This is a genomic window from Pantoea sp. X-Soil-TKNS-1207 (genome assembly GCF_059730485.1).
This window is the reverse complement of the sequence record NZ_AP035958.1, coordinates 1,450,217-1,475,821: the sequence shown is the minus strand read 5'-3', so window position 1 is coordinate 1,475,821 and position 25,605 is coordinate 1,450,217. Positions and strand designations below refer to the sequence as shown.

Below are 25,605 nucleotides of genomic sequence, written 5' to 3'. Positions count from 1 at the left end.
ATTGAACGAATGGAGGGATGCATCCCTATGGAATGCATTGAATTCCTTGCTCACCTTACCGTAACGTCTTTATGAGCGGTAGCGTTTTATCGGGCTATTTTGATCCTGCTCAGCCAGCCAGGCGAGTTTTTCGCCAATTTTCCCTTCAAGCCCGCGGTTGGTGGGATGATAGTAGCGTGTTTGTGCCATTTCAGGCGGAAAGTAGACTTCCCCGGCAGCATAGGCGTTGGTTTCGTCATGGGCATAGCGATACTCTTTGCCCAGCCCCATCTCTTTCATCAGTTTGGTGGGCGCGTTGCGCAGATGCTCGGGTACATCGTAGTCCGGGAACTCGCGGGCATCGCGCATCGCTGCTTTAAAGGCGGTATAAACGGCGTTACTTTTCGGGGCGCTGGCAAGGTAAACAATCGCCTGGGCAATGGCCCGCTCCCCTTCCGCCGGACCCACGCGGGTAAAACAATCCCAGGCTGCAATGGCCACCTGCATACCACGCGGATCGGCATTGCCGACATCCTCCGAGGCGATAGCCAGCAAACGGCGCGCGACATATAAAGGATCGCCACCGGCCGTGATAATACGGGCATACCAGTACAGCGCCGCATCCGGCGCAGAACCACGAACCGACTTGTGCAGGGCGGAAATCAGGTCATAAAAGCGATCGCCTTTATTATCAAAGCGCGCAGCCCGCTCCCCCGAGACTTCGTTAAGCAGCTGAGGCGTCAGTTCACGCTGGCCCTGCGCGTTGGTTTCCGCCATATCCGCCATCATTTCCAGCGTGTTGAGCGCCCGGCGCGCATCGCCGTTGACCAGTTCCGCAATCATGCGACGCGTGTTATCCGGCAGCACAATGTCGCTGTTGCCGTAACCACGATCGTTATCCTGCATCGCCTGCTGCAAAACCTGTTCAATATCGTCGGTGGTCAGCGATTTCAGCAGATAGACGCGCGCCCGTGACAGCAGCGCTGAGTTCAGCTCGAACGAGGGGTTTTCCGTGGTGGCGCCAATAAAGGTGATGGTGCCATCTTCGATGTGCGGTAAAAACGCATCCTGCTGGCTTTTGTTGAAGCGATGCACTTCATCGACAAACAGAATGGTGCGTCGGCCCACCTGACGATTTTGTCTGGCGCGCTCGATCGCTTCACGAATCTCTTTCACCCCGGACGTCACCGCTGAGATACGTTCCACATCGGCTTTGCCGTAGTGCGCGATAATCTCAGCCAGAGTGGTTTTCCCGGTCCCTGGCGGCCCCCACAAAATCATCGAATGCAGATGCCCCGCCTCAATCGCACGCGGTAGCGGTTTGCCGACTGCCAGCAGATGCTGCTGGCCGATGTAGTGTTGCAGCGTTACCGGCCGCATACGCGCGGCCAGCGGCTGAAACTCATTGGTTGTGGAGAAATCCAGGGACAGGTTGCTCACCGTGACCTCACTGACGTTGATCGTCCACCGTTACCCCTTTAGGCGGCGTAAAGGTGAATTTATCCGGGCTAATCTCGCCATTTTTCTGGCTTTTCAGCTGGTAGCTGCTGCGCTGGCCGTCCTGTTCGATGGCGCTGAACTGATTGATGGTGCCAGACGGCGTTACGGTAATGGTGAACTGCTTGAGGTTACCGTCGCTGCTTTTCGGCGTCAGCTCAAAATTATCGCCCTGCTGTTTGATATTGTACTGCTGCCAGTCACTCGGCTGATTACGGGCAATCAGCATGAACGGCGTGTTGCTGGTGGCATTTTTCAGCCAGCTGGCGCTCACCTGCTCAACAAACGGATTGTAGAACCACAGGGTTTTACCATCAGAAATGATTACGCTCTCATCCGGCGCGGTCATATGCCAGTTAAACAGGCTGGGACGCTTCACCCACAGCTCGCCTTCACCATCCTGCACGTTGGCACCGCTGCCATCCGTCACTTTCTGGCTGAAACTGGCATGGAAGCTGCTCACTTTATTCAGACGCTGCTGTAAATCGCTGGACGCATCTGCCAGCGCGGAAGCAGAAACAAAAGCGGCCAGCAGACCGCAGGCAATAACGCGTAATTTCATCTGATTCGATTCCTTATTCATTGTTTCCCGACACTTACTGCATTAAACGTAGTTGCCGCTCTGTCTCTTCGACAGGAGAAAAAGCCGAAAGCTCCCTGTGATATGGGGATCGACTGCCAGATAAACAATGGGCCAGTAAATACTGGCCCGGGATTAATGTATTGACGGCAAAGCGTTACATCTCATGCGGCGGCGGCGACAACACCTCGCGGTTACCGTTGTGGCCGGGTTCCGACACAATGCCCTGCGCTTCCATCTGTTCGATGATACGCGCGGCGCGGTTGTAGCCAATACGGAACTGACGTTGCACGCCCGAGATCGAGGCACGACGTTTCTCAACCACAAAGGCGACCGCCTGATCGAACAGCGGATCCAGCTCTTCATCGGCATCCAGACCGCCTGCGCCACCTTCGTTCTCTTCGCCCGCGGTGATGCTATCGATATATTGCGGACGTCCACGCGCTTTCCAGTCCTGTACTACCGCATGTACTTCCTGATCGCGGACAAAGGCGCCGTGTACACGCATCGGCAGTGACGAGTTAGGCGGCATATACAGCATGTCACCCATCCCCAGCAGCGATTCCGCACCGCCCTGGTCGAGGATGGTACGCGAGTCGATTTTACTCGACACGGTAAAGGCGATACGCGTCGGGATGTTGGCTTTAATCAGGCCGGTGATCACATCCACCGATGGACGCTGGGTAGCCAGCACAAGGTGAATCCCCGCGGCACGCGCTTTCTGCGCCAGACGGGCAATCAGCTCTTCCACTTTCTTGCCCACCGCCATCATCAGGTCGGCAAACTCATCCACCATCACCACGATGTAAGGCAGTTTTTCCAGCACCGGCGGCGTGGTGTCCATACTGTCGCCCGGTTTCCAGAACGGATCGGGAATCGGACGGCCCATCGCCTCGGCCTGCTCAACTTTCTCGTTGTAACCGGCGAGGTTACGCACGCCCAGTGCAGACATCAGCTTATAACGACGCTCCATCTCACCCACACTCCAGCGCAGCGCATTGGCGGCGTCTTTCATATCGGTGACCACTTCCGTCAGCAGATGCGGGATGCCTTCATAAACCGAAAGCTCCAGCATTTTCGGGTCGATCATGATAAAGCGCACTTCTTCCGGCGTGGCTTTGTACAACATACTGATAATCATGGCGTTAACGCCGACTGACTTACCGGAACCGGTAGTACCGGCAACCAGCAGGTGCGGCATTTTTGCCAGATCGGCCACCACCGGCTGACCCGCGATATCTTTCCCCAGCACCACGGCCAGCGGTGACGGATTATCACGGAACTTCGCGCAATCCAGCACTTCACGCAGGTAAACCGTCTGGCGATGTTTGTTCGGCAACTCCAGACCGACATAAGGTTTGCCCGGAATCACTTCAACCACACGCACTGCGACGGCTGACAGCGAACGCGCCAGATCGCGCGACAGGTTGGAAATGCGCGCGGCTTTCACCCCCGGTGCGAGATCCAGTTCGAAGCGGGTGATCACCGGACCCGGAGAGATCCCAACCACTTCCGCTTTAACGCGGTAATCCGCCAGGCGCGCTTCCACCAGACGTGCGGTCTGCTCCAGCGCAAACATATCCACCGGTTCTTCTTCCGCCGGCGGCTGGGTTAACAGATCGAGCGTCGGCAATGGCGTCGAAGGCCGCTCCAGCGGCTGTTCATGACGCACGAGGAACGGATGGAACAGGCTATCGTGCACCGATTTGGCCGGTTTCTCTTCCTCAACCACGTCAGGTTCCGCTGCCGACCACGGACTGGTCTCTTCAGCAAAGGAAGGCACCACCTCGGGCTGCGGCGCAACCGGCTGCTGCCACTGCGCCGGGGCAGGAACTTCAGGCTCCGGCGTGGCGGCAATGGTGAACAGCGGCTCGCTCGGGCTGTCATCCACCAGATCTTTCATCGGTGAGAAATCAAACGCTGCCGAGGTATCGAGATTGAATACCGGTCCCTCATCAGGCACGGATTCATTTTCCTCGCCGTAACGCTGTTGCTGCTGCTCCGCAAACTGACGCGCCAGCTGCGCCTGTTGCAGCGCCTCTTCATCTTCCGCGTCAGTATGCCAGCTTTCGCCATAGCGCTGCTGTTGCTGCGACTGATAAGCGTCGCGCAGCTGCGCTTCCTGCAATGCAGTCTCATCCTCAACAGCAAGCGAGTTGATCTCTGGCGCAGCAACCTGTTCTGACTCTTTGGCCTTCTCTTCCGCCATCCGCTGCGATGGCAGTTTGATGCCGTAAGAGGCCAGCTCACGTCGCGTAGGCAATTTTACCGGGTTAGGACGTGGCAGTGCCGGGCCAATGCCCTGCTTAACCTGCGGGTTGTAATCACGTTCCGGCACCACGTCAAAGGCGGGCGTATAAGGCGCGCTGGATGACGCAACCTGCGCGGCACCGGCGGCCAGCGCCACGCTGGCGGTGACCGCGGCTGGGGTCTGGGCAGCATCCTGCCAGTTCCCCATTTTCGGGCCATCATCGTCGTCCACCGGAGAGAATGAAGGCGCCTCAGCGGGGACTTCAAAGCGATATAACGGCGGCGGCGGCGCTTCCACCGGAGCGGGAGCAGGCTGGGTAACGGCTGTCGGCTGAACCGGCGGTGTCACCGGCGGCGGCGCAACAGGTTGCACTGGCGCGACCACGGCAGGCTGCGGTACCACTGGTTCCTGACGCGCGGCCTCGCTGCTGACCGCAATGGCGGCGGCCGTTGCGGCACTGGCTTTCGCCAGCAGCGGATCATCCTCAGCATCCCCTAACGGGGCTTCCACGACCTTACGCGGTTTGGTCAGCAGAACATCATCGTCCTCCGACGAGGCGGCACGCAGCGGCTGCACGCTCTCTGCGTCCGGTGAATGTTCGGGTTCATCCTCGTACTCGTCTTCTTCCTGCCAGGGTTCATCATGGCGCGAACGGTTGCTGGCAAAAGTCAGCACGCCCATCACCACACCACCGATTTTTTCGGCAATCGTCAGCCATGACCAGCCGGTGTAGAGGGTGATGCCCGCCGCCCAGACGCACAGCAGCGTTAAGGTGCCGCCTGCGGAACTGAACCACGGCGCCATGGCGTTACTGACCAGGCTGCCGATGACGCCGCCCGAGGCGAAGTACCAGATATCATCAGCATTCAGCGCCGCCAGACCACAGGTGGTGACCACCAGCGCCAGCACGCCAATCAGGCGCAGCCCCACCGCAAAGTAGTCGATGTAGTCATGGCGATCGCGTTGACGGAAAGTAATCCAGCACAAGCCGATGATCACCGGAGGAATGGCATAGGCCATCACGCCGAAGATAAACAGCAAGGTATCGGCCAGCCACGCGCCCACGCTGCCACCCAGATTATGGATAGGTTCGTGCCAGGCCGTCTGCGACCAACTGGGATCGGAAGGGTTAAAGCTGACCAGCGAGACCATCAGATAGATGGCAAACAGGGCCACAAGGATGAGCAACGCTTCAAGCAGCCGACGTCCGCTGCTCAGCGGTTGTAATGAAACGTCTTTGTCTTCTGTATATTCCTGGCTCAAGAGAACTCTCCAGGTGCCTGTAAATTAAGAAGGCAACAGCGCCGGGCAAGCCCGACGCTGGTCCTGTATGAATTCACAGGAGTGTACCGAAATCCTGTAAGCTTTGCACCTGCCCTGCATTAACGGGTTTTGATCACCAGGCGATTGCTCTGTTTGACCTCTTCCATTACCACATAGGTACGGGTGTCGTTTACGCCTGGCAGGCGCAGCAAGGTTTCACCCAACAGTTTGCGATAAGCAGACATATCCGGCACACGGGTTTTCAGCAGATAGTCAAAGTCACCGGAAACGAGGTGACACTCTTGAGTTTCCTCAAGTTTTTGTACTGCGGCGTTAAATTGCTCAAACACATCTGGCGCGCCACGATTCAGAGTAATCTCAACAAATACCAGCAGTGAGGCATCAAGGTAATGCGGGTTGAGCTGTGCAGTATAGCCAAGAATGAAACCCTGACGTTCCAGACGACGAACACGCTCAAGACACGGCGTCGGCGATAGTCCGACACGCTTCGACAGCTCCACATTGGAAATACGACCGTCTTTCTGCAGTTCATTCAGAATGTTTCTGTCGATACGATCCAGATCTTTTCCGGGGCGTTTTTTATTGTCTACCATTATTATTGTCTCTCTTAATTCCTTCCCTTTACCTGCCACACCCTGAAAACGTTCATTGTTCAGGGCCTTACTTAAGCGAAGACGATAAGCCTGTGCAGTAATGCGACCATCCGTATGACGCATGTTGTCTGTCCACATCATGCGTCACTACCAATGCAGGCTGAGTTTATTTGGCGAAAGGAACCAAAACAGGAATGAAATTCTGTTTCGAATCGCTAAATCTTCTCTGCTTCTGATAATGTTTTCGCAAATGCGCAGGCGATTGTCAAAGTAAAACATCCAAATTCAGTACAAGATGCCAGAGTAAGTTCTGGGTTCCTGTTTTTAAATGAGAATTTTTATACAGCTGCACCACAAATTACCGATGATTGCCCCCTTTTGGCGCAAACAGCGTGCAGAATTGCCGCTCATCGTCTACGCCGCTTGCAGCGATTGTTAACAAAATTGCGCAAGACTTTTTTTGCGGTGCTAATTTCCCTACAATCGCTAGCTATGTTGTCAGACAAAAAACTGAGGAACGCATGAGTACGGCCAAACACAGTAAGCTGCTCATTCTTGGCTCCGGCCCTGCCGGTTACACCGCTGCAGTCTATGCTGCACGCGCCAACCTGAATCCGGTATTAATTACCGGTCTCGAAAAAGGCGGTCAGCTCACCACCACCACCGAAGTGGAGAACTGGCCTGGCGACCCGCACGATCTGACGGGTCCGTCGCTGATGGAACGCATGCACGAACATGCCGAGAAATTTAACACCGAGATCATTTTCGACCACATTCACACCGTTGATCTGCAGAACCGTCCGTTCCGCCTGACCGGTGACAGTGGCGAATACACCGCCGACGCGCTGATTATCGCCACCGGCGCTTCTGCCCGTTACCTCGGCCTGCCTTCTGAAGAAGCGTTCAAAGGCAAAGGCGTCTCTGCCTGCGCCACCTGCGACGGCTTTTTCTATCGCAACCAGAAAGTCGCGGTCATCGGTGGCGGCAACACCGCAGTGGAAGAAGCGCTGTATCTGGCGAATATCGCTGCGGAAGTGCATCTGATCCACCGTCGCGACAGCTTCCGTGCGGAAAAAATTCTTATCGACCGCCTGATGGAAAAAGTACGCAATGGCAATATCGTGCTGCATACCGACCGTACGCTGGAAGAAGTGGTTGGCGACCAGATGGGCGTCACCGGTCTGAAGCTGCTGTCGACCAAAGGCGAAGAAGCGCTCTCGCTGGAAGTAGCTGGCCTGTTCGTGGCAATCGGCCACAGCCCGAACACGGCTATTTTTGATGGTCAGCTGGCGCTGGAAAATGGCTACATCAAAGTTCAGTCCGGTCTGCACGGCAACGCCACCCAGACCAGCATTCCAGGCGTCTTTGCTGCCGGTGATGTGATGGACCATATCTATCGCCAGGCGATCACCTCCGCCGGCACCGGTTGTATGGCGGCGCTGGATGCCGAACGTTACCTGGATGGTTTGGTTAAAAACGATAAGTAAGTTGTTAATTACCTGATCATAATTGCTGAAGGCGACCTGTTTTGGTCGCCTTTTTTATTACCTGCGTGCTACAGTTCATGCGCCTGACCTGCATGGGGTTTTTCTCCCCTGAACCGCTTCTCTTCTGAGTGATCGAACGGCTTCGCATGAACAAATCGCGACAACAGGAACTAATTCGCTGGCTCCGCCAGCAACGTCACCACGGCGCACGCAGCTTGCGTCTTGCATCGCATTTGGGTTTTGCCAGCGCGCTGGTGATTATTGCCCAGGCCTGGCTGCTGGCCTCGCTACTCCAGGCGCTGATTATCACCCATCAATCCCGTGCCGAATTGCTGAGCCAGTTTGCTCTGCTGCTGCTGTGCTTTGCACTGCGCGCCGCGCTGAATTATGGCCGCGAAATGGCTGGTCAGCGCGCCGGAATGGCTATCCGCCGGGCGCTACGCCAGCAGGTGCTGGATCGCCTGAACGCGCTCGGTCCCGCCTGGATTCAGGGCAAACCGGCCGGTAGCTGGGCTACCCTGCTGCTGGAACAGATCGAGGAGATGCAGGAGTATTACGCACGCTATCTGCCGCAGATGTCGCTGGCGGTGTTTATTCCCTGCGCCATTTTAGTGGCGATTTTCCCGATCAACTGGGCGGCAGGCCTGATTCTGCTGGTCACCGCGCCGCTGATCCCGGTGTTTATGGCGATGGTCGGCATGGGCGCCGCCGACGCCAACCGGCGTAACTTCCTCGCGCTGGCCCGGCTCAGCGGGGATTTCTATGACCGTCTGCGTGGCCGTGAAACGCTGCGTCTGTTCCATCGCGCCAGCGCCGAACAACAGGCCATTGCCCGCGCCACCACCGATTTTCGTCAGCGCACCATGGAAGTGCTGCGCCTCGCCTTTCTCTCATCGGCAGTGCTGGAATTTTTCGCCTCGCTGGCGATTGCCGTGGTGGCGGTGTATTTCGGCTTTTCCTATCTTGGCGAGCTGAACTTTGGTCACTACCACACCGGCGTGACGCTGTTTGCCGGTTTCCTCGCGTTGATCCTCGCCCCTGAGTTCTTCCAGCCGCTGCGCGACCTGGGTGTCTTCTACCATGCCAAAGCGCAGGCCGTTGGCGGCGCGGATGCGCTGGATCGTTTTATGACGGAAAGCCCGGATGTGCAGCCTGTCGCTGCCGCTACGGCGGTTGATTTCTCCACGCCGCTCCAGCTGGAAGCCGATGGACTGGTGGTGATGACCGCCAGTGGCGCGGTGCTGTCCCAGCCGCTGACCTTCACTCTCGCCGCGGGGAAACGCGTAGCGCTGGTCGGACAAAGCGGCGCCGGAAAAACGGCGTTGATGAATGTGCTGCTCGGCTTCCTGCCCTATCAGGGTTCGCTCAGGGTCAACGGCTGCGAATTGCGCGACATCAGTCGCGATCGCTGGCAGCAGCAGCTTGCCTGGGTGGGACAAAACCCTCAGCTGCCCGCAGCGACCCTGCGCGACAATGTGCTGATGGGCCGTAACGTCACTGAGGTGGAGCTGCAACAGATACTGGATTTGGCCGGCGTGGCGGAATTTCTGCCGCGCTTACCGCAGGGGCTGGACACGCCGATCGGCGATGGCGCCACCGGCTTGTCCGTAGGTCAGGCGCAGCGCGTGGCGGTGGCGCGCGCCATGCTGAAACCGGCGCAGCTGCTGTTGCTGGATGAACCTGGTTCCGGTCTCGACAGCCAAAGCGAACAACGCGTGATGACCGCACTGAAACAGGCGGCCACGCAGCAAACGACCCTGATGATTACCCATCAGCTGAGCGATCTTGCCAGCTGGGATGAAATCTGGGTGATGCAGGACGGTCAGCTGGTGCAGCAGGGTGACTGGCAGCAGCTGCATCAGCAGGAAGGCCCGCTGCGCGAGATGGTGCAGCATCGTCAGAAGGAGATTGCGTGATGCATAGCCTGATGCCTTTTTTACGGTTGTGGCGCCGTCATCCGTGGCGTCTCGGTCTGGGGATGGTGCTGGCCATCGCCACCCTGCTGGCCAGCATCGGCCTGCTGACCTTATCCGGCTGGTTCCTCGCCGCCTCTTCGGTGGCAGGCGCGGCAGGCCTGTACAGCTTTAACTATATGCTGCCCGCTGCCGGGGTACGCGGCGCGGCGATTATCCGCACCGCCGCGCGTTATTTTGAGCGGCTGGTGAGCCACGATGCCACCTTCCGTGTGTTGCAGCATTTGCGCGTCTTCACCTTCAGCAAACTGATCGCGCTGGCTCCGCAGCAGCTGGCGCAGTTCCGCCAGGGCGATCTGCTTAACCGTTTTGTCGGTGATGTCGATACGCTCGACCACCTGTACCTGCGCGTCATCTCCCCGCTGGTCGGCGCTCTGGTGGTGATCCTCGCAGTCACCTTCGGCTTATCCTGGCTGGATGTACCGCTGGCGCTGCTGCTCGGCGGCATCATGCTGGCAACGCTGCTGGTGATGCCGCCGTTGTTCTGGCGTCTCGGCGCCAGCGCGGGTCAGCGTATTGCGCAGCACCAGGCCAGCTGGCGTTTGCAATTGACGCAGTGGCTCACCGGTCTGGCTGAGCTGCAAATCTATGGCGTCGCGCCGCAGTGGCGCGCACAGCTGGATAACGAAGAAGGTGACTGGCAACAGGCGCAACGGAAACAACACCGTTTGCAGGCGCTCTCCCAGAGCATGTTGCTGCTCATCAGCGGGGCGACGGTCACGCTGCTGTTATGGGTTTCGGCGGGCGGTGTCGGCGGCGATAGCGCGCCGGGTGCCTTTATTGCCCTGTTTGTTTTCTGCGGACTCGCCGCCTTTGAAGCGCTGGCACCGGTCGCCGGGGCATTTTTGCCGCTGGCGCAGGTGACCAGTGCGGCGCAGCGCGTGCAGGAGATCATCGATCAGCCTCCGGCGATTCGCTTCCCGAGCGCGGCCGTCAAGACGGCGGCTGGCATCAGCCTGACCATAGAAAATATTCACTTCAGCTATCCTCAACGCCCGGAGGCGGTGCTTAACGACTTCTCCCTGACGTTATCGGCAGGCGAACATCTGGCGCTGTTGGGACCAACCGGCTGTGGCAAATCTTCGCTGCTGGCATTAATTACCCGTGGCTGGGAAGTGCAGCAGGGAAGCATTGCCCTGAATGGGATCCCGCTCGCCGCCTGGGATGAAGCCACGCTGCGTCAGCGCATCAGCGTGGTTACACAACGGGTGCATCTGTTTAGCCAGACGCTGCGCGATAACCTGCTGCTGGCGGCGCCTGCGGCCAGTGATGAGCAACTTACCGACGCCCTGCATCAGGTCGGCCTCGACCATCTGGCGGATCACAGCGAAGGGCTGAATGCCTGGATGGGTGAAGGCGGTCGCCCGCTCTCCGGCGGCGAACTGCGTCGTCTGGCGATTGCCCGTGCCTTATTACATAACGGTGATCTGTGGCTGCTGGATGAGCCGACCGAAGGCTTAGACGCCACGACCGAGCAGCAAATTCTCGCGCTGCTGCAACGCGTCAGCCAGGGCAGGACGATGATTATGGTGACGCATCGCCTGAGCGGTCTGCCGCAGATGGATCGCATTTGCGTGATGGATCAGGGACAGATTATTGAATCCGGCACCCATGACGAATTAATCTCAAAAGCAGGACGCTACTGGCGTTTCCACCAGCGGTTTGCGCTATAGTCTTAGCGAACTGCCGTAAGGGTGATCCACGCAATGAGACTGGTACAACTGTCACGCGATTCGCTGCATTTTCCGCCTCCGGAAATGGCGCTACGCGAGCCAAACGGCTTGCTGGCGATGGGCGGCGATCTCTCCCCTGCCCGCCTGATGAATGCGTATCAGCGCGGCATTTTTCCCTGGTTTTCGCCGGGTGACCCGATTCTCTGGTGGTCACCCGATCCGCGTGCGGTGATGCTGCCGGAATCTTTCCATCTCAGCCGCAGCATGGCGCGTTTTCATCGTCGTTCACCGTTTCGCGTCACCATGAATCACGCCTTCGCCCAGGTACTGGAAGGATGCGCCAGCAATCGTCAGGAAGGCACCTGGATTACCTTCGAAGTGAAGCGCGCCTGGCTGCGGCTGTACGAACTGGGCCACGCCCATTCGGTTGAAGTCTGGAATGAGCAGCGGCTGGTTGGCGGCATGTATGGTCTGGCGCTGGGACAAATTTTTTGCGGCGAATCGATGTTCACCCGTCAGGAAAATGCCTCGAAAACAGCGCTGTGGGTTTTTTGTCAGCATTTTTTGCAACATCATGGACGGCTGATTGATTGCCAGGTGCTGAATCCCCATACCGCCTCCTTAGGTGCGGTGGAAATCCCGCGCGTCGATTATTTGCAGTATGTCCAAACCCTGGCATGGCAACCGGTTTTACCGGGTTGCTGGCAAACACAAACCCTTTTTTGACCGCTGGCGCAGATGTTTTGCACACAATACGTGGCGAAAGTGATATAATAGTCGAGTTTGGTATGTCGTCCGCGCTTCGCTGTGGCGAGCCGGAATTGCCAGGCTGGGAAAAAGACTGTTTTCCCGAAGCTGTTTCAGTTGTGCTCCTGATGCCGATTGCTACAGATTCTTTAGCCCGCTAATCCCCCGCAGACGTCAAAAAACACCCGAATTTATCCGTAATGCACGCGCAATGGCGCGACGCACGGCGAAGTGTTGGCAAAATCGCCAACGTTTCTTTACATAAATCACGGAATTCGGCATTATCTTGCCGGTTCAACAGTTTGGTAGTTCACCCAGAGGATTCGATGGCCAAAGAAGACAATATTGAAATGCAAGGTACCGTACTGGATACGTTACCTAACACCATGTTCCGCGTAGAGCTTGAAAACGGGCACGTGGTTACCGCTCATATCTCCGGTAAAATGCGTAAAAACTACATCCGCATCCTGACGGGCGACAAAGTGACTGTCGAGTTGACCCCGTACGACCTGAGCAAAGGCCGCATTGTCTTCCGTAGTCGCTAAGTTGCTGTTCATGTCTCGCGTTAGCTAAACGCGAAAAAAAGGCCGGATTCGCATCCGGCCTTTTTCATTTTAATCCGTTTATCACAATCTGAACGACGTGATTTATCGCGCCGCTACGTAGATAAGCGGGTATAAAAAAAGAAACCCCCTGATGCCAGGCACCAGGGGGTTTTCATTTCATTACCACCGGGGATTAATGCACAGTACCTTCGGTTTTGCGTTTTTCCGCACTCAGGAAGTGGTAAGTCAGCTGGTTGTTCTCTTTATCCAGCGCCACCGACACTGAGCCACCATCCACCAGAGAACCAAACAGCAGTTCGTTGGCGAGCGGTTTTTTCAGGTTTTCCTGCACGGTACGCGCCATCGGACGTGCACCCATCGCTTTGTCGTAACCTTTCTCAGCCAGCCAGTCGCGCGCATCATCGCTGACTTCCAGCGACACGCCTTTCGCATCCAGCTGCGCCTGCAACTCAACAATAAATTTATCCACCACCTGATGAATCACTTCAGGCGACAAGTGACGGAACCAGATAATGTTGTCGAGACGGTTACGGAACTCCGGCGTAAAGATTTTTTTGATCTCTTCCATCGCATCGGTGCTGTTGTCCTGATGGATAAGACCAATCGACTTACGCTCGGTCTCACGCACACCGGCGTTGGTGGTCATCACCAGCACCACGTTGCGGAAATCAGCTTTACGGCCGTTGTTATCCGTCAGCATACCGTTGTCCATCACCTGCAACAGCAGGTTGAACACATCCGGGTGAGCTTTCTCGATTTCATCGAGCAGCACCACCGCGTGCGGATGTTTGATCACCGCATCGGTGAGCAGACCACCCTGGTCAAAACCAACATAGCCCGGAGGCGCACCAATCAGACGGCTGACCGTATGACGTTCCATATATTCCGACATATCGAAACGCAGCAGCTCAATACCCAGCGCTTTCGCCAGCTGTACCGTTACCTCGGTTTTACCGACACCGGTCGGACCGGCAAACAGGAAAGAACCCACCGGTTTGCGATCCTGGCCGAGGCCAGCGCGGCTCATCTTGATGGCTTCCGTCAGCGCCTCAATGGCGTTGTCCTGACCGAATACCAGCATTTTCAGACGGTCGCCGAGATTTTTCAGCGTATCGCGATCGGTCGCCGAGACACTTTGTTCCGGAATACGCGCAATGCGCGCTACCACGGTTTCGATGTCCGAGACGTTGACCGTTTTTTTACGCTTGCTGGCCGGCACCAGACGCGCACGCGCACCGGCTTCATCAATCACGTCAATTGCCTTGTCAGGCAGATGACGATCGTTGATGTATTTCACCGCCAGCTCCACTGCCGCACGCACCGCTTTCGCGGTATAGCGTACATCGTGATGCGCTTCGTATTTCGGTTTCAGACCGTTAAGGATCTGCACGGTTTCTTCCACCGACGGTTCAGTAATGTCGATTTTCTGGAAACGACGCGCCAGCGCCCGGTCTTTCTCGAAGATGTTGCTGAATTCCTGATAGGTGGTTGAACCCATCACGCGAATCTTACCGCTGGAGAGCAACGGTTTAATCAGGTTTGCCGCATCCACCTGGCCACCCGACGCCGCACCCGCACCAATGATGGTGTGGATTTCGTCGATGAACAGAATGCTGCTGTTGTCCTGCTCCAGCTGTTTCAGCAGCGCTTTGAAACGTTTTTCGAAGTCACCACGATACTTGGTGCCTGCCAGCAGCGAGCCGATATCCAGCGAGTAGATGGTGCAATCTTTCATCACTTCCGGCACGTCGCCCTGCACAATACGCCAGGCGAGACCTTCGGCAATCGCCGTTTTACCCACGCCCGATTCACCCACCAGCAGCGGGTTGTTCTTACGGCGACGGCACAACACCTGAATGGTACGCTCCAGCTCTTTATCGCGGCCGATCAGCGGATCGATTCCGCCGACACGAGCAAGCTGATTAAGATTGGTGGTGAAGTTTTCCATACGTTCCTCCCCGCCTGCTTGCTCTTCGTTGACCGGATTTTCCGCATTCTGTGCCTGACCAGGCTCGTCTTTACGCGTACCGTGGGAGATAAAGTTCACCACATCAAGGCGGCTTACTTCGTGTTTGCGCAGCAGATAAGCCGCTTGCGACTCCTGCTCGCTGAAGATGGCGACCAGCACATTGGCACCAGAGACTTCACTGCGCCCGGATGACTGGACATGGAAAACCGCACGTTGCAGCACGCGCTGGAAGCTGAGCGTCGGTTGCGTATCGCGCTCCTCTTCACTGGCTGGCAGCACCGGTGTGGTTTGTTCGATGAAGGCTTCGAGTTCCTGCCGCAGAGCCACTATATCCACCGTACAGGCTTCCAGTGCCTCTCTGGCCGACGGGTTGCTGAGCAGAGCCAGCAACAGATGCTCGACGGTCATAAACTCATGACGGTGCTCACGCGCTCTGGCGAAAGCCATGTTTAAACTGAGTTCCAGTTCTTGATTGAGCATTAGGCACCTCCCCCAATTATCGCTCTGACGACCTCTCCCCTATATGGAGACGGTTTCAGGCTTTTTCCAGCGTACACAGCAACGGATGTTCATTCTCTCGTGCGTATTGGTTCACCTGAGCGACTTTGGTTTCCGCCACTTCTGCAGTAAATACACCACAGATCGCCTTTCCCTGGTAGTGAACTTTCAACATCAGCTGCGTTGCACGTTCTACATCATAAGAAAAGAACTTTTGCAGAACGTCAATAACAAATTCCATAGGTGTATAATCGTCATTATTCAGAATGACTTTATACATTGAAGGCGGCTTTAACCCTTCGCGTACTTTATCTTCTGCCAGATGTTCAAAGTTAAGCCAGTCGTTTGTGTTTGCCATAATGTTCCGTCGAAATTCTGCGTTACGGTTGCGCGCATTTCTGCACCCACACCTAAAGTTTAACATGTCTGTCAAGCCGCTTTCTCAACAGGAAAAACTGGACCTGAAAGTACATGCGCGACCTGTATCACAAAATTTGCAATAGCGTTAACTGCCTCAAATTTTGATGAATTTCCCCCCGCGCGCCAGGGTCGTTTGCTTGACGATAAGGTCCGTTTCTCTACATTCTACTTACACAAGCTGATTGAGTTTTAAACAAGCTCGACTCACAGCTTCAATGACCTCACCTACTTATCAAAATGTCTTGCGAGGGAAGTAAAAGCATGGAGACGGGTACTGTTAAATGGTTCAACAACGCCAAAGGCTTCGGCTTTATCTGTCCGATTGGCGGCGGCGACGATATCTTCGCACACTACTCCACGATTCAGATGGAGGGATACAGAACGCTGAAGGCCGGCCAGCAGGTTCAGTTCGATGTCCATGAAGGGCCAAAAGGCAATCATGCCAGTTTGATTGTGCCGGTGGAGTCATCGGTTCAAGCCTAATCTGCGCCACTTCATCCATTCTGACCACTCCCGAAAAAAAATGCCAGCCAGTGACGCTGGCATTTTTCTTTTGAGAATTTTACAGCCTGACGCGACAATATTTTCCTGTCAAATCAATCGGCCTTACCACGCGCCAGCCACAGCACGCGGGAAAAGAGCGCATCAAGCAACGGAGGGATGGCTTCGGGTCCGCGTTCGGCAGCGGCTAAGGCGATGGCAATCGCCAGCTCTGGCTTCGAACTATGATGAATCGCTTTGGTAATAATACGCCGCGCATTCATCGGCACGTTTAACGGCAGATGCGCCGTCTGATGATAAACATCGCTAAATCCCTGCTTATAGAAAAAATTCTCGATATCGAGCGCGGGCAGCTGGGTCAGATGATCGGCTTCATGCTCGTGCGGCTGCAACTGGCTGCGGGCGCTGGCGGCATATTTTTTCCCGGCATCGTCGCCATCGGTCAGCACATGCCAGGCAATGCCCATCCGTCGGGCGAATTTCAGCAGCGGTTTGAGTCCCGACTGGGCAAACTCGATCACTTTTACCCCTTCCGCCGCGAAGTGATGTCCACGCTGGCGCGCCAGTTCATTGATGATCCACACCTCGGTCTCCCCTTCCACCAGCAACCAGCAACGCGCGAACAGGGCCGAGGGACGGTTGACGCGAATATGAAAACCAATGCGGCGACTCTCCTCGGCGCTCAGCCCTTCCGGTCCGATGCGCCAGGCGGCGACGCGCGACGACTCACGTACCAGACGGCAGACATTCTCCACCGCCACCTGAGACAGCAGCTCGCCCGAGTTGGTGGTGGCGATTTTTTGTAGCGGCATCAGATCCAGCAAATTCCACGCCACCGCCAGCATAATGGGATGCAGACGGGTTTCCGGGTCCTCCACCAGCAGCAGCGGCCGGGCGCCGACCGGTAAGGCTTCGTTACCGTGCGCCTGAATCAGCAGGGAAAACATCCGCAGCAGGATCACCTGACGGCTGCGCGACTCGGTGCCGGCGATCAGATGGTTGAGCTGATCCAGCGAGCGCCAGCCCTCCCCGCCATTGCGCACCTCCGGGGAGACGCGCGCCAGGCTGCCGCCGGGCTGCTGCACCAGAAAATAGTGCTCCAGCAATTGCTGCATGGTATGCAATCCCTGGCGCAGCAGATCGTCGCTCAGATTTTGCGGCCGCACCACCAAATCACGCGTCAGCTTATCCACTTCCGTCGCCAGTTCACTCAGGGTGGCGGCGCGGCGCGTCGGATCGCTCTCCGCCTGCCGCGCCCGACGGCTGAAGCGGGCATCGCGCACCCGCAGCACCGGATAAAATGCCCGCAAATGCGCCAGCGCCGGCATCGTTCCCTCCAGCGGCAATACGTCACCCTGGCTATCGATAAAGCGCAGCGTGGTTTTCACGCCATTGTCCTGACGCTTGCCGCGTGCGCTGAAACGGATATAGCGCCCGGCCTCATCACGCTGCCAGAACGGCTGAAACAGCGGTTCATCATCATGCGCCTCGGCGCGAAAACGAAACACCAGCTGCAACTGATGCATCCGCGCATCGAGATCGCCAGGCGGGAAGTGAAAGTCGTGTTCGGTGAATTGATAAGGCTCAGCGGCAGGAGACAGCAACAGCGTCAGGGCATCGAGCAGGCTCGATTTACCCCAGGCGTTTTCGCCGATCAGCAGATTGGTGGCGGTCAACGGCAGCGAGAGCCGATTAATTCCGCGAAAACCATGAATATCGATATGTTCCAGAATCATCGCAGCATCCATCCTGTTCTTTGCCTGAGCATGGTCTCCCGCGCCAGCCTGGTCAAGTCATCCGGCGGAGAAAAGGTTTACACTTCAGGCGTTTTTGGTTAGCGTGGCGCCTCATTTTCATGGACACGTCGCCACCTCATGTATACCGGATTGATTATCATCCTGCTGCCGCTGATCCTCGGCTGGTTGCTGCCTTTGCGCGGACCGCGACTGCTGAAAACGGTCAATCGTCTGCTCAGCCGCATTATCTACCTGATCCTGTTTTTTATGGGCATCAGCCTGGCGTTTCTCGACAACCTGGGCAGCAATCTGCTGACCATCTTCCATACCGCGCTGATCAGCACGCTGTGCATTCTGCCCTGCTCGCTGCTGGCGCTGTGGCTGCTGGAAAAACGCGCCCCCTGGCAACATAACCATCGTCCACAAACGCTGCCTTCGCGCTGGCAGATGGCGCTGGAGTCGCTCAGGCTATGCGTCACGGTCGCCGCCGGTTTTCTGCTGGGATTAACCCACTTTGCACCGTTACGTCACGCGGCCACCGGCAGCGAATATGCGCTGATCCTGATGCTGTTTCTGGTGGGTATTCAGCTGCGCGGCAACGGGATGACGCTGCGCCAAATCATCCTCAACCGACGAGGGATGCTGGTGGCAGCGGTGTCGTTGCTGAGCGCCCTGATCGGCGGGGCGCTGGCGGCGCAGCTGCTGGGTCTGCCGGTCAAAACGGGCCTGGCGCTGGCCAGCGGTTTTGGCTGGTACTCGCTCTCCGGCATCCTGATGACCGAAGCCTTTGGTCCGGTGATTGGCAGCGCGGCTTTCTTCAATGATCTGCTGCGTGAGTTATTCGCCGTTATGCTGATCCCGCTGCTGGTGGCCCGTCATCGCTGTACCGCGCTGGGGTTGAGTGGCGCGACCTCGATGGATTTCACCCTGCCGATTTTGCAGCGCGCAGGCGGCATCGAGATTGTCCCGGCGGCCATCGTGCATGGCTTTATTATGAGTCTGCTGGCCCCGATTCTTATCGCCCTGTTCTCCGCCTGACCCGGCGCAGCGCATTTTTTCACGGCTGCGCCGGAATCTCATCGTCTACGCTTCTCTCTGAGTCAATTTCCCGGAAAGGAGTGAACGATGAAGCAAACTGTTGCGGCGCTGCTGGCAAAAACGCTGGAAAACGCGGGTGTGAAGCGGATCTGGGGGGTCACAGGTGATTCCCTGAATGGGCTGAACGACAGCCTGAATCGCATGGGCACCATCCAGTGGATGCCAACCCGCCATGAAGAAGTCGCCGCCTTTGCCGCCGGAGCAGAAGCACAAATCAGCGGTGAGCTGGCGGTGTGCGCCGGCTCCTGCGGGCCGGGCAACCTGCATCTGATCAACGGCCTGTTTGACTGCCATCGTAACCATGTGCCGGTGCTGGCGATTGCCGCGCACATTCCGTCCAGCGAAATCGGCAGCGGCTATTTTCAGGAAACCCATCCACAGGAATTGTTCCGCGAATGCAGCCACTACTGCGAGCTGGTGTCGAACCCGGAGCAGTTGCCGCAGGTGCTGGGGATTGCCATGCGCAAAGCGATCCTCAACCGTGGCGTGTCGGTGATCGTGCTGCCGGGGGATGTGGCGCTGAAACCGGCCCCGGAAAGCGCACGGGCGGAGTGGTATCCACCGCAGCTGCCGCATGTGGTGCCCTCCGCCGCTGAAGTGGCGCGGCTGGCCGCAACCCTGAATGGCGCGCAGAACATCACCCTGCTGTGCGGCAGCGGCTGTGCCGGCGCCCATGCCGAGGTGGTGAAACTGGCAGAGACGCTAAAAGCGCCGGTGGTCCACGCGATGCGCGGCAAAGAACATATCGAATACGACAACCCGTACGACGTCGGCATGACCGGCCTGATTGGTTTCTCGTCCGGTTTCCACGCCATGATGAACGCCGACACCCTGGTGCTGCTCGGCACGCAATTCCCCTACCGCCCGTTTTATCCGGCGGACGCCAAAATCATTCAGATTGATATCAACCCGGCCAGCCTGGGCGCGCACAGCCACGTTGATATGGCGCTGGTTGGCGATATCAAAGCGACCCTGCAAGCCGTGCAACCGCAGTTGAACAGCAAAAACGATCGTCACCACCTCGACAGCGCGCTTGAGCATTATGCCGATGCGCGCAAAGGGCTGGATGAGCTGGCCAACGCCAACGATAAACAGGCAATTCACCCGCAGTATCTGGCGCAACAAATCAGCCATTTCGCCGCTGATGATGCCATTTTTACCTGCGACGTCGGCACGCCCACGGTGTGGGCGGCGCGTTACCTGAAAATGAATGGCCGCCGTCGGCTGCTGGGTTCGTTTAATCACGGCTCGATGGCCAATGCCATGCCCCAGGCGCTTGGCGCGCAGGCGATCGACCGCCATCGCCAGGTCGTTGCGCTGTGCGGCGACGGCGGTTTCAGTATGCTGATGGGCGACTTTATCTCGGTAGCGCAGCTGAAGCTGCCGGTGAAACTGGTGATTTTTAACAACAGCGTGCTGGGTTTTGTCGCCATGGAGATGAAGGCCGGGGGGTATCTCACCGATGGCACCGAACTGGAAAACCCGGACTTCGCGGCTATCGCCACCGCCTGCGGCATCAAAGGTATTCGGGTGGAGAAAGCCTCAGACCTGGACAGCGCGCTGGAGCAGGCATTCGCCCATGATGGCCCGGTGCTGGTGGATGTGATCACCGCCAAAGAAGAACTGGCGATTCCGCCGCAAATCAAGATGGAACAAGCCAAAGGCTTCAGCCTGTATATGCTGCGGGCGATTCTGAATGGTCGCGGCGATGAAGTCGTGGAACTGGCGAAAACCAACTGGCTGAGGTAAAACGTTCAGGCAGGCCAATCAAAATAATACGCGGGCGCTCAGCCCGCTTTTTCTTTCAGGAGAGCGACGTGATCGACCTACGCAGTGATACCGTAACCCGCCCGAGTTCCGCCATGCTCGACGCCATGATGGCGGCCGAAACCGGCGATGATGTCTACCGTGACGATCCCACCGTCAATGCCCTGGAAGCCGAGGCCGCGCGCCTGAGCGGCAAAGAGGCCGCGCTGTTCTTCCCCACCGGTACCCAGGCGAATCTGGTCGCCCTGCTCAGCCACTGCCAGCGCGGCGATGAATATATCGTCGGACAGCAGGCGCATAACTACAAATACGAGGCCGGTGGCGCCGCAGTGCTGGGCAGCATCCAGCCGCAGCCGATTCAGCACGCGGAAGACGGTTCGCTGCCGCTGGCGGATATCGCCGCCGCCATCAAACCGGATGATATTCATTTCGCCCGTACCCGCCTGCTGAGCCTGGAAAACACCCATCACGGCAAAGTGCTGCCGCTCAGCTATCTGCAACAGGCGTGGGAATTCACCCGCGAACGTCAGCTGGCGCTGCATATCGATGGCGCGCGTATCTTTAACGCCGTGGTGGCGCAAAACACCACGCTGGAAGCCATCGCCCGCTACTGCGACACCCTGACTATCTGCCTGTCGAAAGGGCTGGGTACGCCGGTGGGATCGCTGCTGTGCGGCAATGCCGCCTATATCGAGCAGGCGCGCCGCTGGCGCAAAATGACCGGCGGCGGTATGCGTCAGGCGGGCATTCTGGCGGCAGCCGGTCTGTACGCGCTGCAACATAACGTGGCCCGCCTGCAACAGGATCACGACAACGCCGTGTGGCTCGGCGAACAGTTGCAGGCGCTGGGCGTGGAAGTGGTGAGTCAGCAAACCAATATGCTGTTCGTCCGCGTCCCGCCGCAGCAGATTGAGGAATTAAAAGCGTGGTTCAGCGAGCGTGATGTGTTGATCAGCGTCGGCCCGGTAACGCGCATCGTTACCCATCTGGACGTCAGCCGCGACGATCTGGCCCAGCTGGTCGCTCACTGGCAGGCTTTCCTGCAACAATAATCAGCCCGCTGCGCCGTATTTCGCCAGCAAAGCGCGGGCAATCGCCAGCGTCTCCGCATCTGCCAGGCCACGATAATCGCGTGGCCTGAAATGCATCTGAAACGCCGCAATCACTTTGCGCTGCATCGCGGGCGTGGTCGCCGCCGTCACGTCGTAACCATAACGCCCCAGTTCCGCCAGCAAAACATCCTGATCCACCGGCGCATCGGCCGCCTGCGCCCCCAGATAACGCTGTACCGTAGCCGTATCAGGCCAGGCGCCCAAACCGGCCTGCGCCAGCTGCTGCCAGGGGAATAACGGGCCGGGATCCTGTTTACGCTGCGGGGCGATATCACTGTGCCCCACCACATTTTCCGGCGGGATGGCGTAACGGTGGGTGATGTCCTTCACTAACGCCTCCAGCGCGCCAATCTGCGTTGGGGTGAACGGCTGCCAGCGCAGGCCGACCAGGGTGCGTTGATAGCCGCTGTTCACCAGTTCGATACCGATTGAGGTGTCGTTGATACGCGTGGCGCCGCGCCAGTAACTCGCTCCGGCATGCCACGCCAGCTGGCTCTCTGGCACCAGTTGCAGGATCACCCCCTGACCACGGCGCTGCGGCGGCTGGGCCGCAATGAGATAATGAACGCTGACGTCACGATCGGTCAGCGTCGCCAGTGACGACGGGAAATCTTCGGCGGTGTAGTGGATCACCACCACTTTGATACGCGGTCGTGCGCCCTGCGCCGGATGTGAAGTATCCACCCAATAACCGTGGCGCGCCTCCATCGATGACTGGCAGCCGCTAAGCAACCACCACGCCAGCAGCAGCAAAAAAAAGCGACGATGTCGAAATGCCATCGTTCTCTCCTTGTCTTATCTTGTCCATGATAGCTCGTACGGCGTAAAAGCACGGCTATACTCTATGCTAAAAATGGCGCTTTGCCAGTGAACAATAAGGAAATCGAGATGAGAAACAAAGCCTTTGCGCTGCTTGTTCCCGCTGCTCTGCTGCTCAGCGCCTGTACCACCGTTGAGCCGGTTATTAAGGATAATGGTCCACGTACTGCGGCCTGTGTTGAGGGTGGCCCGGATAGCGTGGCCCAGCAGTTCTATGATTTACGCCTCAGCCAGCCAACGCAAGGCGTGCCGGATAACCTGACGCTGGCGAAATATCGCCCCTACCTGAGCGATCGTCTGTATCAGAAGCTGTTGCAGGCGAATGGTCTGAGCAACAAACCGGCTGACTGGCGCAATGGCGACCTGTTCTCCAGCCTGCCGCAGGGACCGACCGCCGCCACGGTGGCCGACGCCTCCACCATTCCTAACCGCGACGCGCGCAATATTCCGCTGCGGGTTGATCTCAGCCGCGGTGATAAAAAATGGCAGGACGAAGTGCTGATGATCCATGAAGGCACCTGCTGGGTGGTGGATGATGTGCGCTACGTCGCCGACTGGCCGCACCCAGGCGGCGGCTCCCTTAGCCAGTTGATGGAGGAGCGCCAGTAAGTCTGGCTGCGTCCACTCGCTACTGTAGCGGCGCGATTATCGCGCCGCTACAGAACTGACTCTGCCACTGTTTGTTAACGTCATATGAAGAAATTGCATCCTGTCGGCGCTCTGAGCCATGCATGGCGAGATATTGTGCTACGCTTTTGAGGGTAAACTGCTCTTTCATAAATTTTAACCCACCTCAATTGCATAACTATTCTGGTGACGTTAAGATTCGCGGCATCAATTGCTATTCATTTTTTGCGCATGAGTATTCAACTAAACGGCATTAACTGTTTTTACGGTGCCCACCAGGCGCTGTTCGATATCAACCTGGCCTGCCCGCAGGGTGAAACGCTGGTGTTGCTCGGTCCGAGCGGCGCGGGGAAAAGTTCACTCCTGCGCGTGCTCAATCTGCTGGAACAACCGCGTTCCGGCAGTTTGCAGATCGCCGGTAACCACTTCGACTTCAGCAAGTCACCTTCTGACAGCGCGATCCGCGAGCTGCGGCAAAACGTTGGCATGGTGTTCCAGCAATACAATCTGTGGCCGCACCTGACGGTGATGCAGAACCTGATCGAAGCGCCCTGCCGCGTGCTGGGTTTAAGCAAGGATCAGGCTCATGCCCGCGCCGACAAACTGCTGGAACGTCTGCGCCTGACACCTTATAGCGATCGTTTCCCGCTGCACCTCTCCGGTGGTCAGCAGCAACGCGTGGCGATTGCCCGTGCGCTGATGATGGAACCGCAGGTGCTGCTGTTTGACGAACCGACCGCGGCGCTCGATCCGGAAATTACCGCGCAGATCGTCAGCATTATTCGCGAGCTGGCACAAACGCAGATCACCCAGGTGATCGTCACCCATGAAGTGGAAGTGGCGCGTAAAACCGCCAGCCGTGTGGTGTACATGGAAAACGGCCACATTGTGGAACAGGGCGACGCCAGCCGCTTTACACAGCCGCAAACCGAGGCGTTTGCAAACTATCTCTCGCACTAAGTCAGGATGTTTCTAATGAAAAAAGTCGTACTTGCTGCACTGCTTGCTGGTCTGAGCCTGAGCGCTTCAGCTGAGCAGACCCTGCGTTTCGCTACCGAGGCGTCTTATCCTCCGTTTGAATTTGTGGATTCAAACAATAAGATCCAGGGCTTTGACGTCGACCTGGCGAATGCGCTGTGTAAAGAGATTGATGCGACCTGTACCTTCACCAACCAGGCATTTGACAGCCTGATCCCGAGCCTGAAATTCCGTCGTTTTGACGCGGTGATGGCCGGTATGGACATCACGCCGGAGCGTGAAAAGCAGGTGCTGTTCACCAAGCCTTACTATGACAACTCCGCCATCTTTATCGCGCAGAAAGGCAAGCTGGCCGATGTTGCCGCGCTGAAAGGCAAGCGCGTGGGCGTGCAGAACGGCACCACCCATCAGAAATACCTCTCTGACAAACATAACGACATCACCGTGGTGCCGTACGACAGCTACCAGAACGCGATCCTCGACCTGAAAAATGGCCGTATCGATGCGGTATTCGGTGACACCGCCGTGGTTAACGAATGGCTGAAGCAGAACGCTAACCTGGCGCCGCTGGGTGAGAAAGTGACCGACAAAGCCTACTTCGGCACCGGCCTGGGCATTGCGGTGCGCATGGGCAACACCGATCTGCAAAACAAGTTCAACGCCGCGCTGGATAAAGTGAAGGCCGACGGTACTTACAAAGCCATCTACAGCAAATGGTTCCAGCAGTAATTTCTGATGAATGAAATGATTCCACTCGCAAGCGCCGCCGGTATGACCGTCGGCCTTGCCGTTTGTGCACTGATCGCCGGCCTTGTGCTGGCGATGATTTTTGCTGGCTGGGAATCGGTACGCTGGCAACCGCTGGCGTGGGTCGGCACCGGGCTGGTGACGCTGATTCGCGGCCTGCCGGAAATTCTGGTGGTGCTGTTTATCTATTTCGGCGCGTCGCAGCTGTTGCTGACGCTGTCCGACGGCTTCCACATCAACCTCGGCCTGTTCAGCATTCCGGTGCAGGTGCAGATTGAGAACTTCGACGTCAGCCCGTTTCTGTGCGGCGTGATTGCGCTGGCGATGCTCTACTCTGCTTACGCCTCGCAAACCCTGCGCGGCGCGTTAAAGGCGGTGCCGCTGGGTCAGTGGGAATCGGGCCAGGCGCTGGGAATGAAGAAATCCGCGATTTTCTTCCGCCTGATTATGCCGCAGATGTGGCGTCATGCGCTGCCGGGCCTCGGTAACCAATGGCTGGTGCTGCTGAAAGATACCGCGCTGGTGTCGCTGATTAGCGTTAACGATCTGATGCTGCAAACCAAAAGCATCGCCACCCGCACCCAGGAGCCGTTTACCTGGTATCTGGTGGCCGCCGCGATCTATCTGATTATCACGCTGTTCAGTCAGGCGGTGCTACGCCGTATTGAATCGCGCACCACGCGCTTCGAGCGGGGGGCCTGAC

At 57.4% G+C, this 25,605-nt stretch carries 21 protein-coding genes; 13 read left to right on the top strand and 8 right to left on the bottom strand.

The features are described 5' to 3' along the window. Positions 1-69: 69 nt before the first annotated feature. From AC6I8V_RS06790 to lrp, 4 genes are all read right to left on the bottom strand, one after another. Entirely contained in the window at positions 70-1,419 is a 1,350-nt protein-coding gene (locus AC6I8V_RS06790; protein WP_497845126.1) for a replication-associated recombination protein A, read from the bottom strand. 7 nt (positions 1,420-1,426) lie between these two features. Beyond that, the gene (gene lolA, locus AC6I8V_RS06785) at positions 1,427-2,038 is read right to left on the bottom strand and encodes an outer membrane lipoprotein periplasmic chaperone LolA (RefSeq protein ID WP_497845125.1); all 612 of its coding nucleotides are present in this window, start codon (positions 2,036-2,038) and stop codon (positions 1,427-1,429) included. Between the two features lie 175 nt (positions 2,039-2,213). Continuing rightward, entirely contained in the window at positions 2,214-5,570 is a 3,357-nt protein-coding gene (locus AC6I8V_RS06780) for a DNA translocase FtsK 4TM domain-containing protein (RefSeq protein WP_497845124.1), read from the bottom strand. 119 nt (positions 5,571-5,689) lie between these two features. Next, positions 5,690-6,184 carry a leucine-responsive transcriptional regulator Lrp gene (gene lrp / locus AC6I8V_RS06775; protein ID WP_006118610.1) on the bottom strand — a complete coding sequence of 165 codons (495 nt, stop codon included), beginning with the start codon at positions 6,182-6,184 and terminating at the stop codon, positions 5,690-5,692. Positions 6,185-6,705: 521 nt separating this feature from the next. Between lrp and trxB the strand changes: the two genes are divergently transcribed. The 5 genes from trxB (at position 6,706) to infA (ending at position 12,609) form a co-directional block, all read left to right on the top strand. After that, positions 6,706-7,671 carry a thioredoxin-disulfide reductase gene (gene trxB, locus AC6I8V_RS06770; protein ID WP_497845123.1) on the top strand — a complete coding sequence of 322 codons (966 nt, stop codon included), beginning with the start codon at positions 6,706-6,708 and terminating at the stop codon, positions 7,669-7,671. A 146-nt stretch (positions 7,672-7,817) separates the two neighbouring features. Then, positions 7,818-9,587, top strand: a complete 1,770-nt coding sequence (gene cydD / locus AC6I8V_RS06765) for a heme ABC transporter permease/ATP-binding protein CydD (protein WP_497845122.1) — start codon at positions 7,818-7,820, stop codon at positions 9,585-9,587. Beyond that, positions 9,587-11,317 carry a heme ABC transporter ATP-binding protein/permease CydC gene (gene cydC, locus AC6I8V_RS06760; protein WP_497845781.1) on the top strand — a complete coding sequence of 577 codons (1,731 nt, stop codon included), beginning with the start codon at positions 9,587-9,589 and terminating at the stop codon, positions 11,315-11,317. The genes cydD and cydC overlap by 1 nt, the downstream gene beginning before the upstream one ends. A 33-nt stretch (positions 11,318-11,350) precedes the next feature. Next, entirely contained in the window at positions 11,351-12,043 is a 693-nt protein-coding gene (gene aat, locus AC6I8V_RS06755) for a leucyl/phenylalanyl-tRNA--protein transferase (RefSeq protein ID WP_497845121.1), read from the top strand. A gap of 347 nt (positions 12,044-12,390) precedes the next feature. Then, on the top strand, positions 12,391-12,609 hold the full coding sequence (infA, locus tag AC6I8V_RS06750) for a translation initiation factor IF-1 (RefSeq protein ID WP_002211347.1): 219 nt from the start codon (positions 12,391-12,393) through the stop codon (positions 12,607-12,609). 193 nt (positions 12,610-12,802) lie between these two features. Here infA and clpA read toward each other — a convergent pair whose 3' ends face one another. Then, complete coding sequence (clpA, locus tag AC6I8V_RS06745) at positions 12,803-15,079, bottom strand: ATP-dependent Clp protease ATP-binding subunit ClpA (RefSeq protein WP_497845120.1); 2,277 nt, start codon at positions 15,077-15,079, stop codon at positions 12,803-12,805. Between the two features lie 55 nt (positions 15,080-15,134). After that, positions 15,135-15,455 carry an ATP-dependent Clp protease adapter ClpS gene (gene clpS / locus AC6I8V_RS06740; protein WP_497845119.1) on the bottom strand — a complete coding sequence of 107 codons (321 nt, stop codon included), beginning with the start codon at positions 15,453-15,455 and terminating at the stop codon, positions 15,135-15,137. A gap of 323 nt (positions 15,456-15,778) precedes the next feature. Here clpS and cspD point away from each other — a divergent pair, with 323 nt between their 5' ends. Next, entirely contained in the window at positions 15,779-16,000 is a 222-nt protein-coding gene (cspD, locus tag AC6I8V_RS06735; RefSeq protein ID WP_497845118.1) for a cold shock-like protein CspD, read from the top strand. Positions 16,001-16,113: 113 nt separating this feature from the next. Here cspD and AC6I8V_RS06730 read toward each other — a convergent pair whose 3' ends face one another. After that, the gene (locus tag AC6I8V_RS06730) at positions 16,114-17,754 is read right to left on the bottom strand and encodes a DUF2813 domain-containing protein (protein WP_497845117.1); all 1,641 of its coding nucleotides are present in this window, start codon (positions 17,752-17,754) and stop codon (positions 16,114-16,116) included. A gap of 138 nt (positions 17,755-17,892) precedes the next feature. On the opposite strand from AC6I8V_RS06730, the gene AC6I8V_RS06725 reads away from it, so the two are divergent. The 3 genes from AC6I8V_RS06725 (at position 17,893) to ltaE (ending at position 21,671) form a co-directional block, all read left to right on the top strand. Then, a complete protein-coding gene (locus tag AC6I8V_RS06725) occupies positions 17,893-18,792 on the top strand; it encodes a LysO family transporter (RefSeq protein WP_497845116.1) in 900 nt (299 codons plus the stop codon). 87 nt (positions 18,793-18,879) lie between these two features. Continuing rightward, a complete protein-coding gene (poxB, locus tag AC6I8V_RS06720) occupies positions 18,880-20,601 on the top strand; it encodes a ubiquinone-dependent pyruvate dehydrogenase (RefSeq protein WP_497845115.1) in 1,722 nt (573 codons plus the stop codon). A gap of 68 nt (positions 20,602-20,669) precedes the next feature. Then, positions 20,670-21,671: a low-specificity L-threonine aldolase gene (gene ltaE / locus AC6I8V_RS06715; protein ID WP_497845114.1), complete on the top strand. Its 1,002-nt coding sequence runs from the start codon at positions 20,670-20,672 to the stop codon at positions 21,669-21,671. On the opposite strand, the gene AC6I8V_RS06710 is transcribed toward ltaE, so the two are convergent. Next, positions 21,672-22,511, bottom strand: coding sequence for an N-acetylmuramoyl-L-alanine amidase (locus AC6I8V_RS06710; protein WP_497845113.1), 840 nt, complete (start codon positions 22,509-22,511; stop codon positions 21,672-21,674). Positions 22,512-22,619: 108 nt separating this feature from the next. Here AC6I8V_RS06710 and AC6I8V_RS06705 point away from each other — a divergent pair, with 108 nt between their 5' ends. The 4 genes from AC6I8V_RS06705 to artQ all read left to right on the top strand — a co-directional run bounded on the left by AC6I8V_RS06705 (position 22,620) and on the right by artQ (position 25,604). Then, on the top strand, positions 22,620-23,159 hold the full coding sequence (locus AC6I8V_RS06705; protein ID WP_497845112.1) for a lipoprotein: 540 nt from the start codon (positions 22,620-22,622) through the stop codon (positions 23,157-23,159). A 249-nt stretch (positions 23,160-23,408) separates the two neighbouring features. Beyond that, positions 23,409-24,137, top strand: coding sequence for an arginine ABC transporter ATP-binding protein ArtP (gene artP, locus AC6I8V_RS06700; protein WP_497845111.1), 729 nt, complete (start codon positions 23,409-23,411; stop codon positions 24,135-24,137). 15 nt (positions 24,138-24,152) lie between these two features. Next, a complete protein-coding gene (gene artJ / locus AC6I8V_RS06695; RefSeq protein WP_497845110.1) occupies positions 24,153-24,884 on the top strand; it encodes an arginine ABC transporter substrate-binding protein in 732 nt (243 codons plus the stop codon). A 6-nt stretch (positions 24,885-24,890) separates the two neighbouring features. Continuing rightward, positions 24,891-25,604, top strand: coding sequence for an arginine ABC transporter permease ArtQ (gene artQ / locus AC6I8V_RS06690; RefSeq protein WP_497845109.1), 714 nt, complete (start codon positions 24,891-24,893; stop codon positions 25,602-25,604). The last annotated feature ends 1 nt before the right edge of the window (position 25,605 follow it).

Coding starts and splice junctions, on each gene's coding strand:
- lolA (WP_497845125.1), bottom strand. CDS start 2,038: ATGAAATTACGCGTTATTGCCTGCGGTCTGCTGGCCGCTTTTGTTTCT.
- lrp (WP_006118610.1), bottom strand. CDS start 6,184: ATGGTAGACAATAAAAAACGCCCCGGAAAAGATCTGGATCGTATCGAC.
- trxB (WP_497845123.1), top strand. CDS start 6,706: ATGAGTACGGCCAAACACAGTAAGCTGCTCATTCTTGGCTCCGGCCCT.
- cydD (WP_497845122.1), top strand. CDS start 7,818: ATGAACAAATCGCGACAACAGGAACTAATTCGCTGGCTCCGCCAGCAA.
- cydC (WP_497845781.1), top strand. CDS start 9,587: ATGCATAGCCTGATGCCTTTTTTACGGTTGTGGCGCCGTCATCCGTGG.
- aat (WP_497845121.1), top strand. CDS start 11,351: ATGAGACTGGTACAACTGTCACGCGATTCGCTGCATTTTCCGCCTCCG.
- infA (WP_002211347.1), top strand. CDS start 12,391: ATGGCCAAAGAAGACAATATTGAAATGCAAGGTACCGTACTGGATACG.
- clpA (WP_497845120.1), bottom strand. CDS start 15,079: ATGCTCAATCAAGAACTGGAACTCAGTTTAAACATGGCTTTCGCCAGA.
- clpS (WP_497845119.1), bottom strand. CDS start 15,455: ATGGCAAACACAAACGACTGGCTTAACTTTGAACATCTGGCAGAAGAT.
- cspD (WP_497845118.1), top strand. CDS start 15,779: ATGGAGACGGGTACTGTTAAATGGTTCAACAACGCCAAAGGCTTCGGC.
- AC6I8V_RS06730 (WP_497845117.1), bottom strand. CDS start 17,754: ATGATTCTGGAACATATCGATATTCATGGTTTTCGCGGAATTAATCGG.
- AC6I8V_RS06725 (WP_497845116.1), top strand. CDS start 17,893: ATGTATACCGGATTGATTATCATCCTGCTGCCGCTGATCCTCGGCTGG.
- poxB (WP_497845115.1), top strand. CDS start 18,880: ATGAAGCAAACTGTTGCGGCGCTGCTGGCAAAAACGCTGGAAAACGCG.
- AC6I8V_RS06710 (WP_497845113.1), bottom strand. CDS start 22,511: ATGGCATTTCGACATCGTCGCTTTTTTTTGCTGCTGCTGGCGTGGTGG.
- AC6I8V_RS06705 (WP_497845112.1), top strand. CDS start 22,620: ATGAGAAACAAAGCCTTTGCGCTGCTTGTTCCCGCTGCTCTGCTGCTC.
- artP (WP_497845111.1), top strand. CDS start 23,409: ATGAGTATTCAACTAAACGGCATTAACTGTTTTTACGGTGCCCACCAG.
- artJ (WP_497845110.1), top strand. CDS start 24,153: ATGAAAAAAGTCGTACTTGCTGCACTGCTTGCTGGTCTGAGCCTGAGC.
- artQ (WP_497845109.1), top strand. CDS start 24,891: ATGAATGAAATGATTCCACTCGCAAGCGCCGCCGGTATGACCGTCGGC.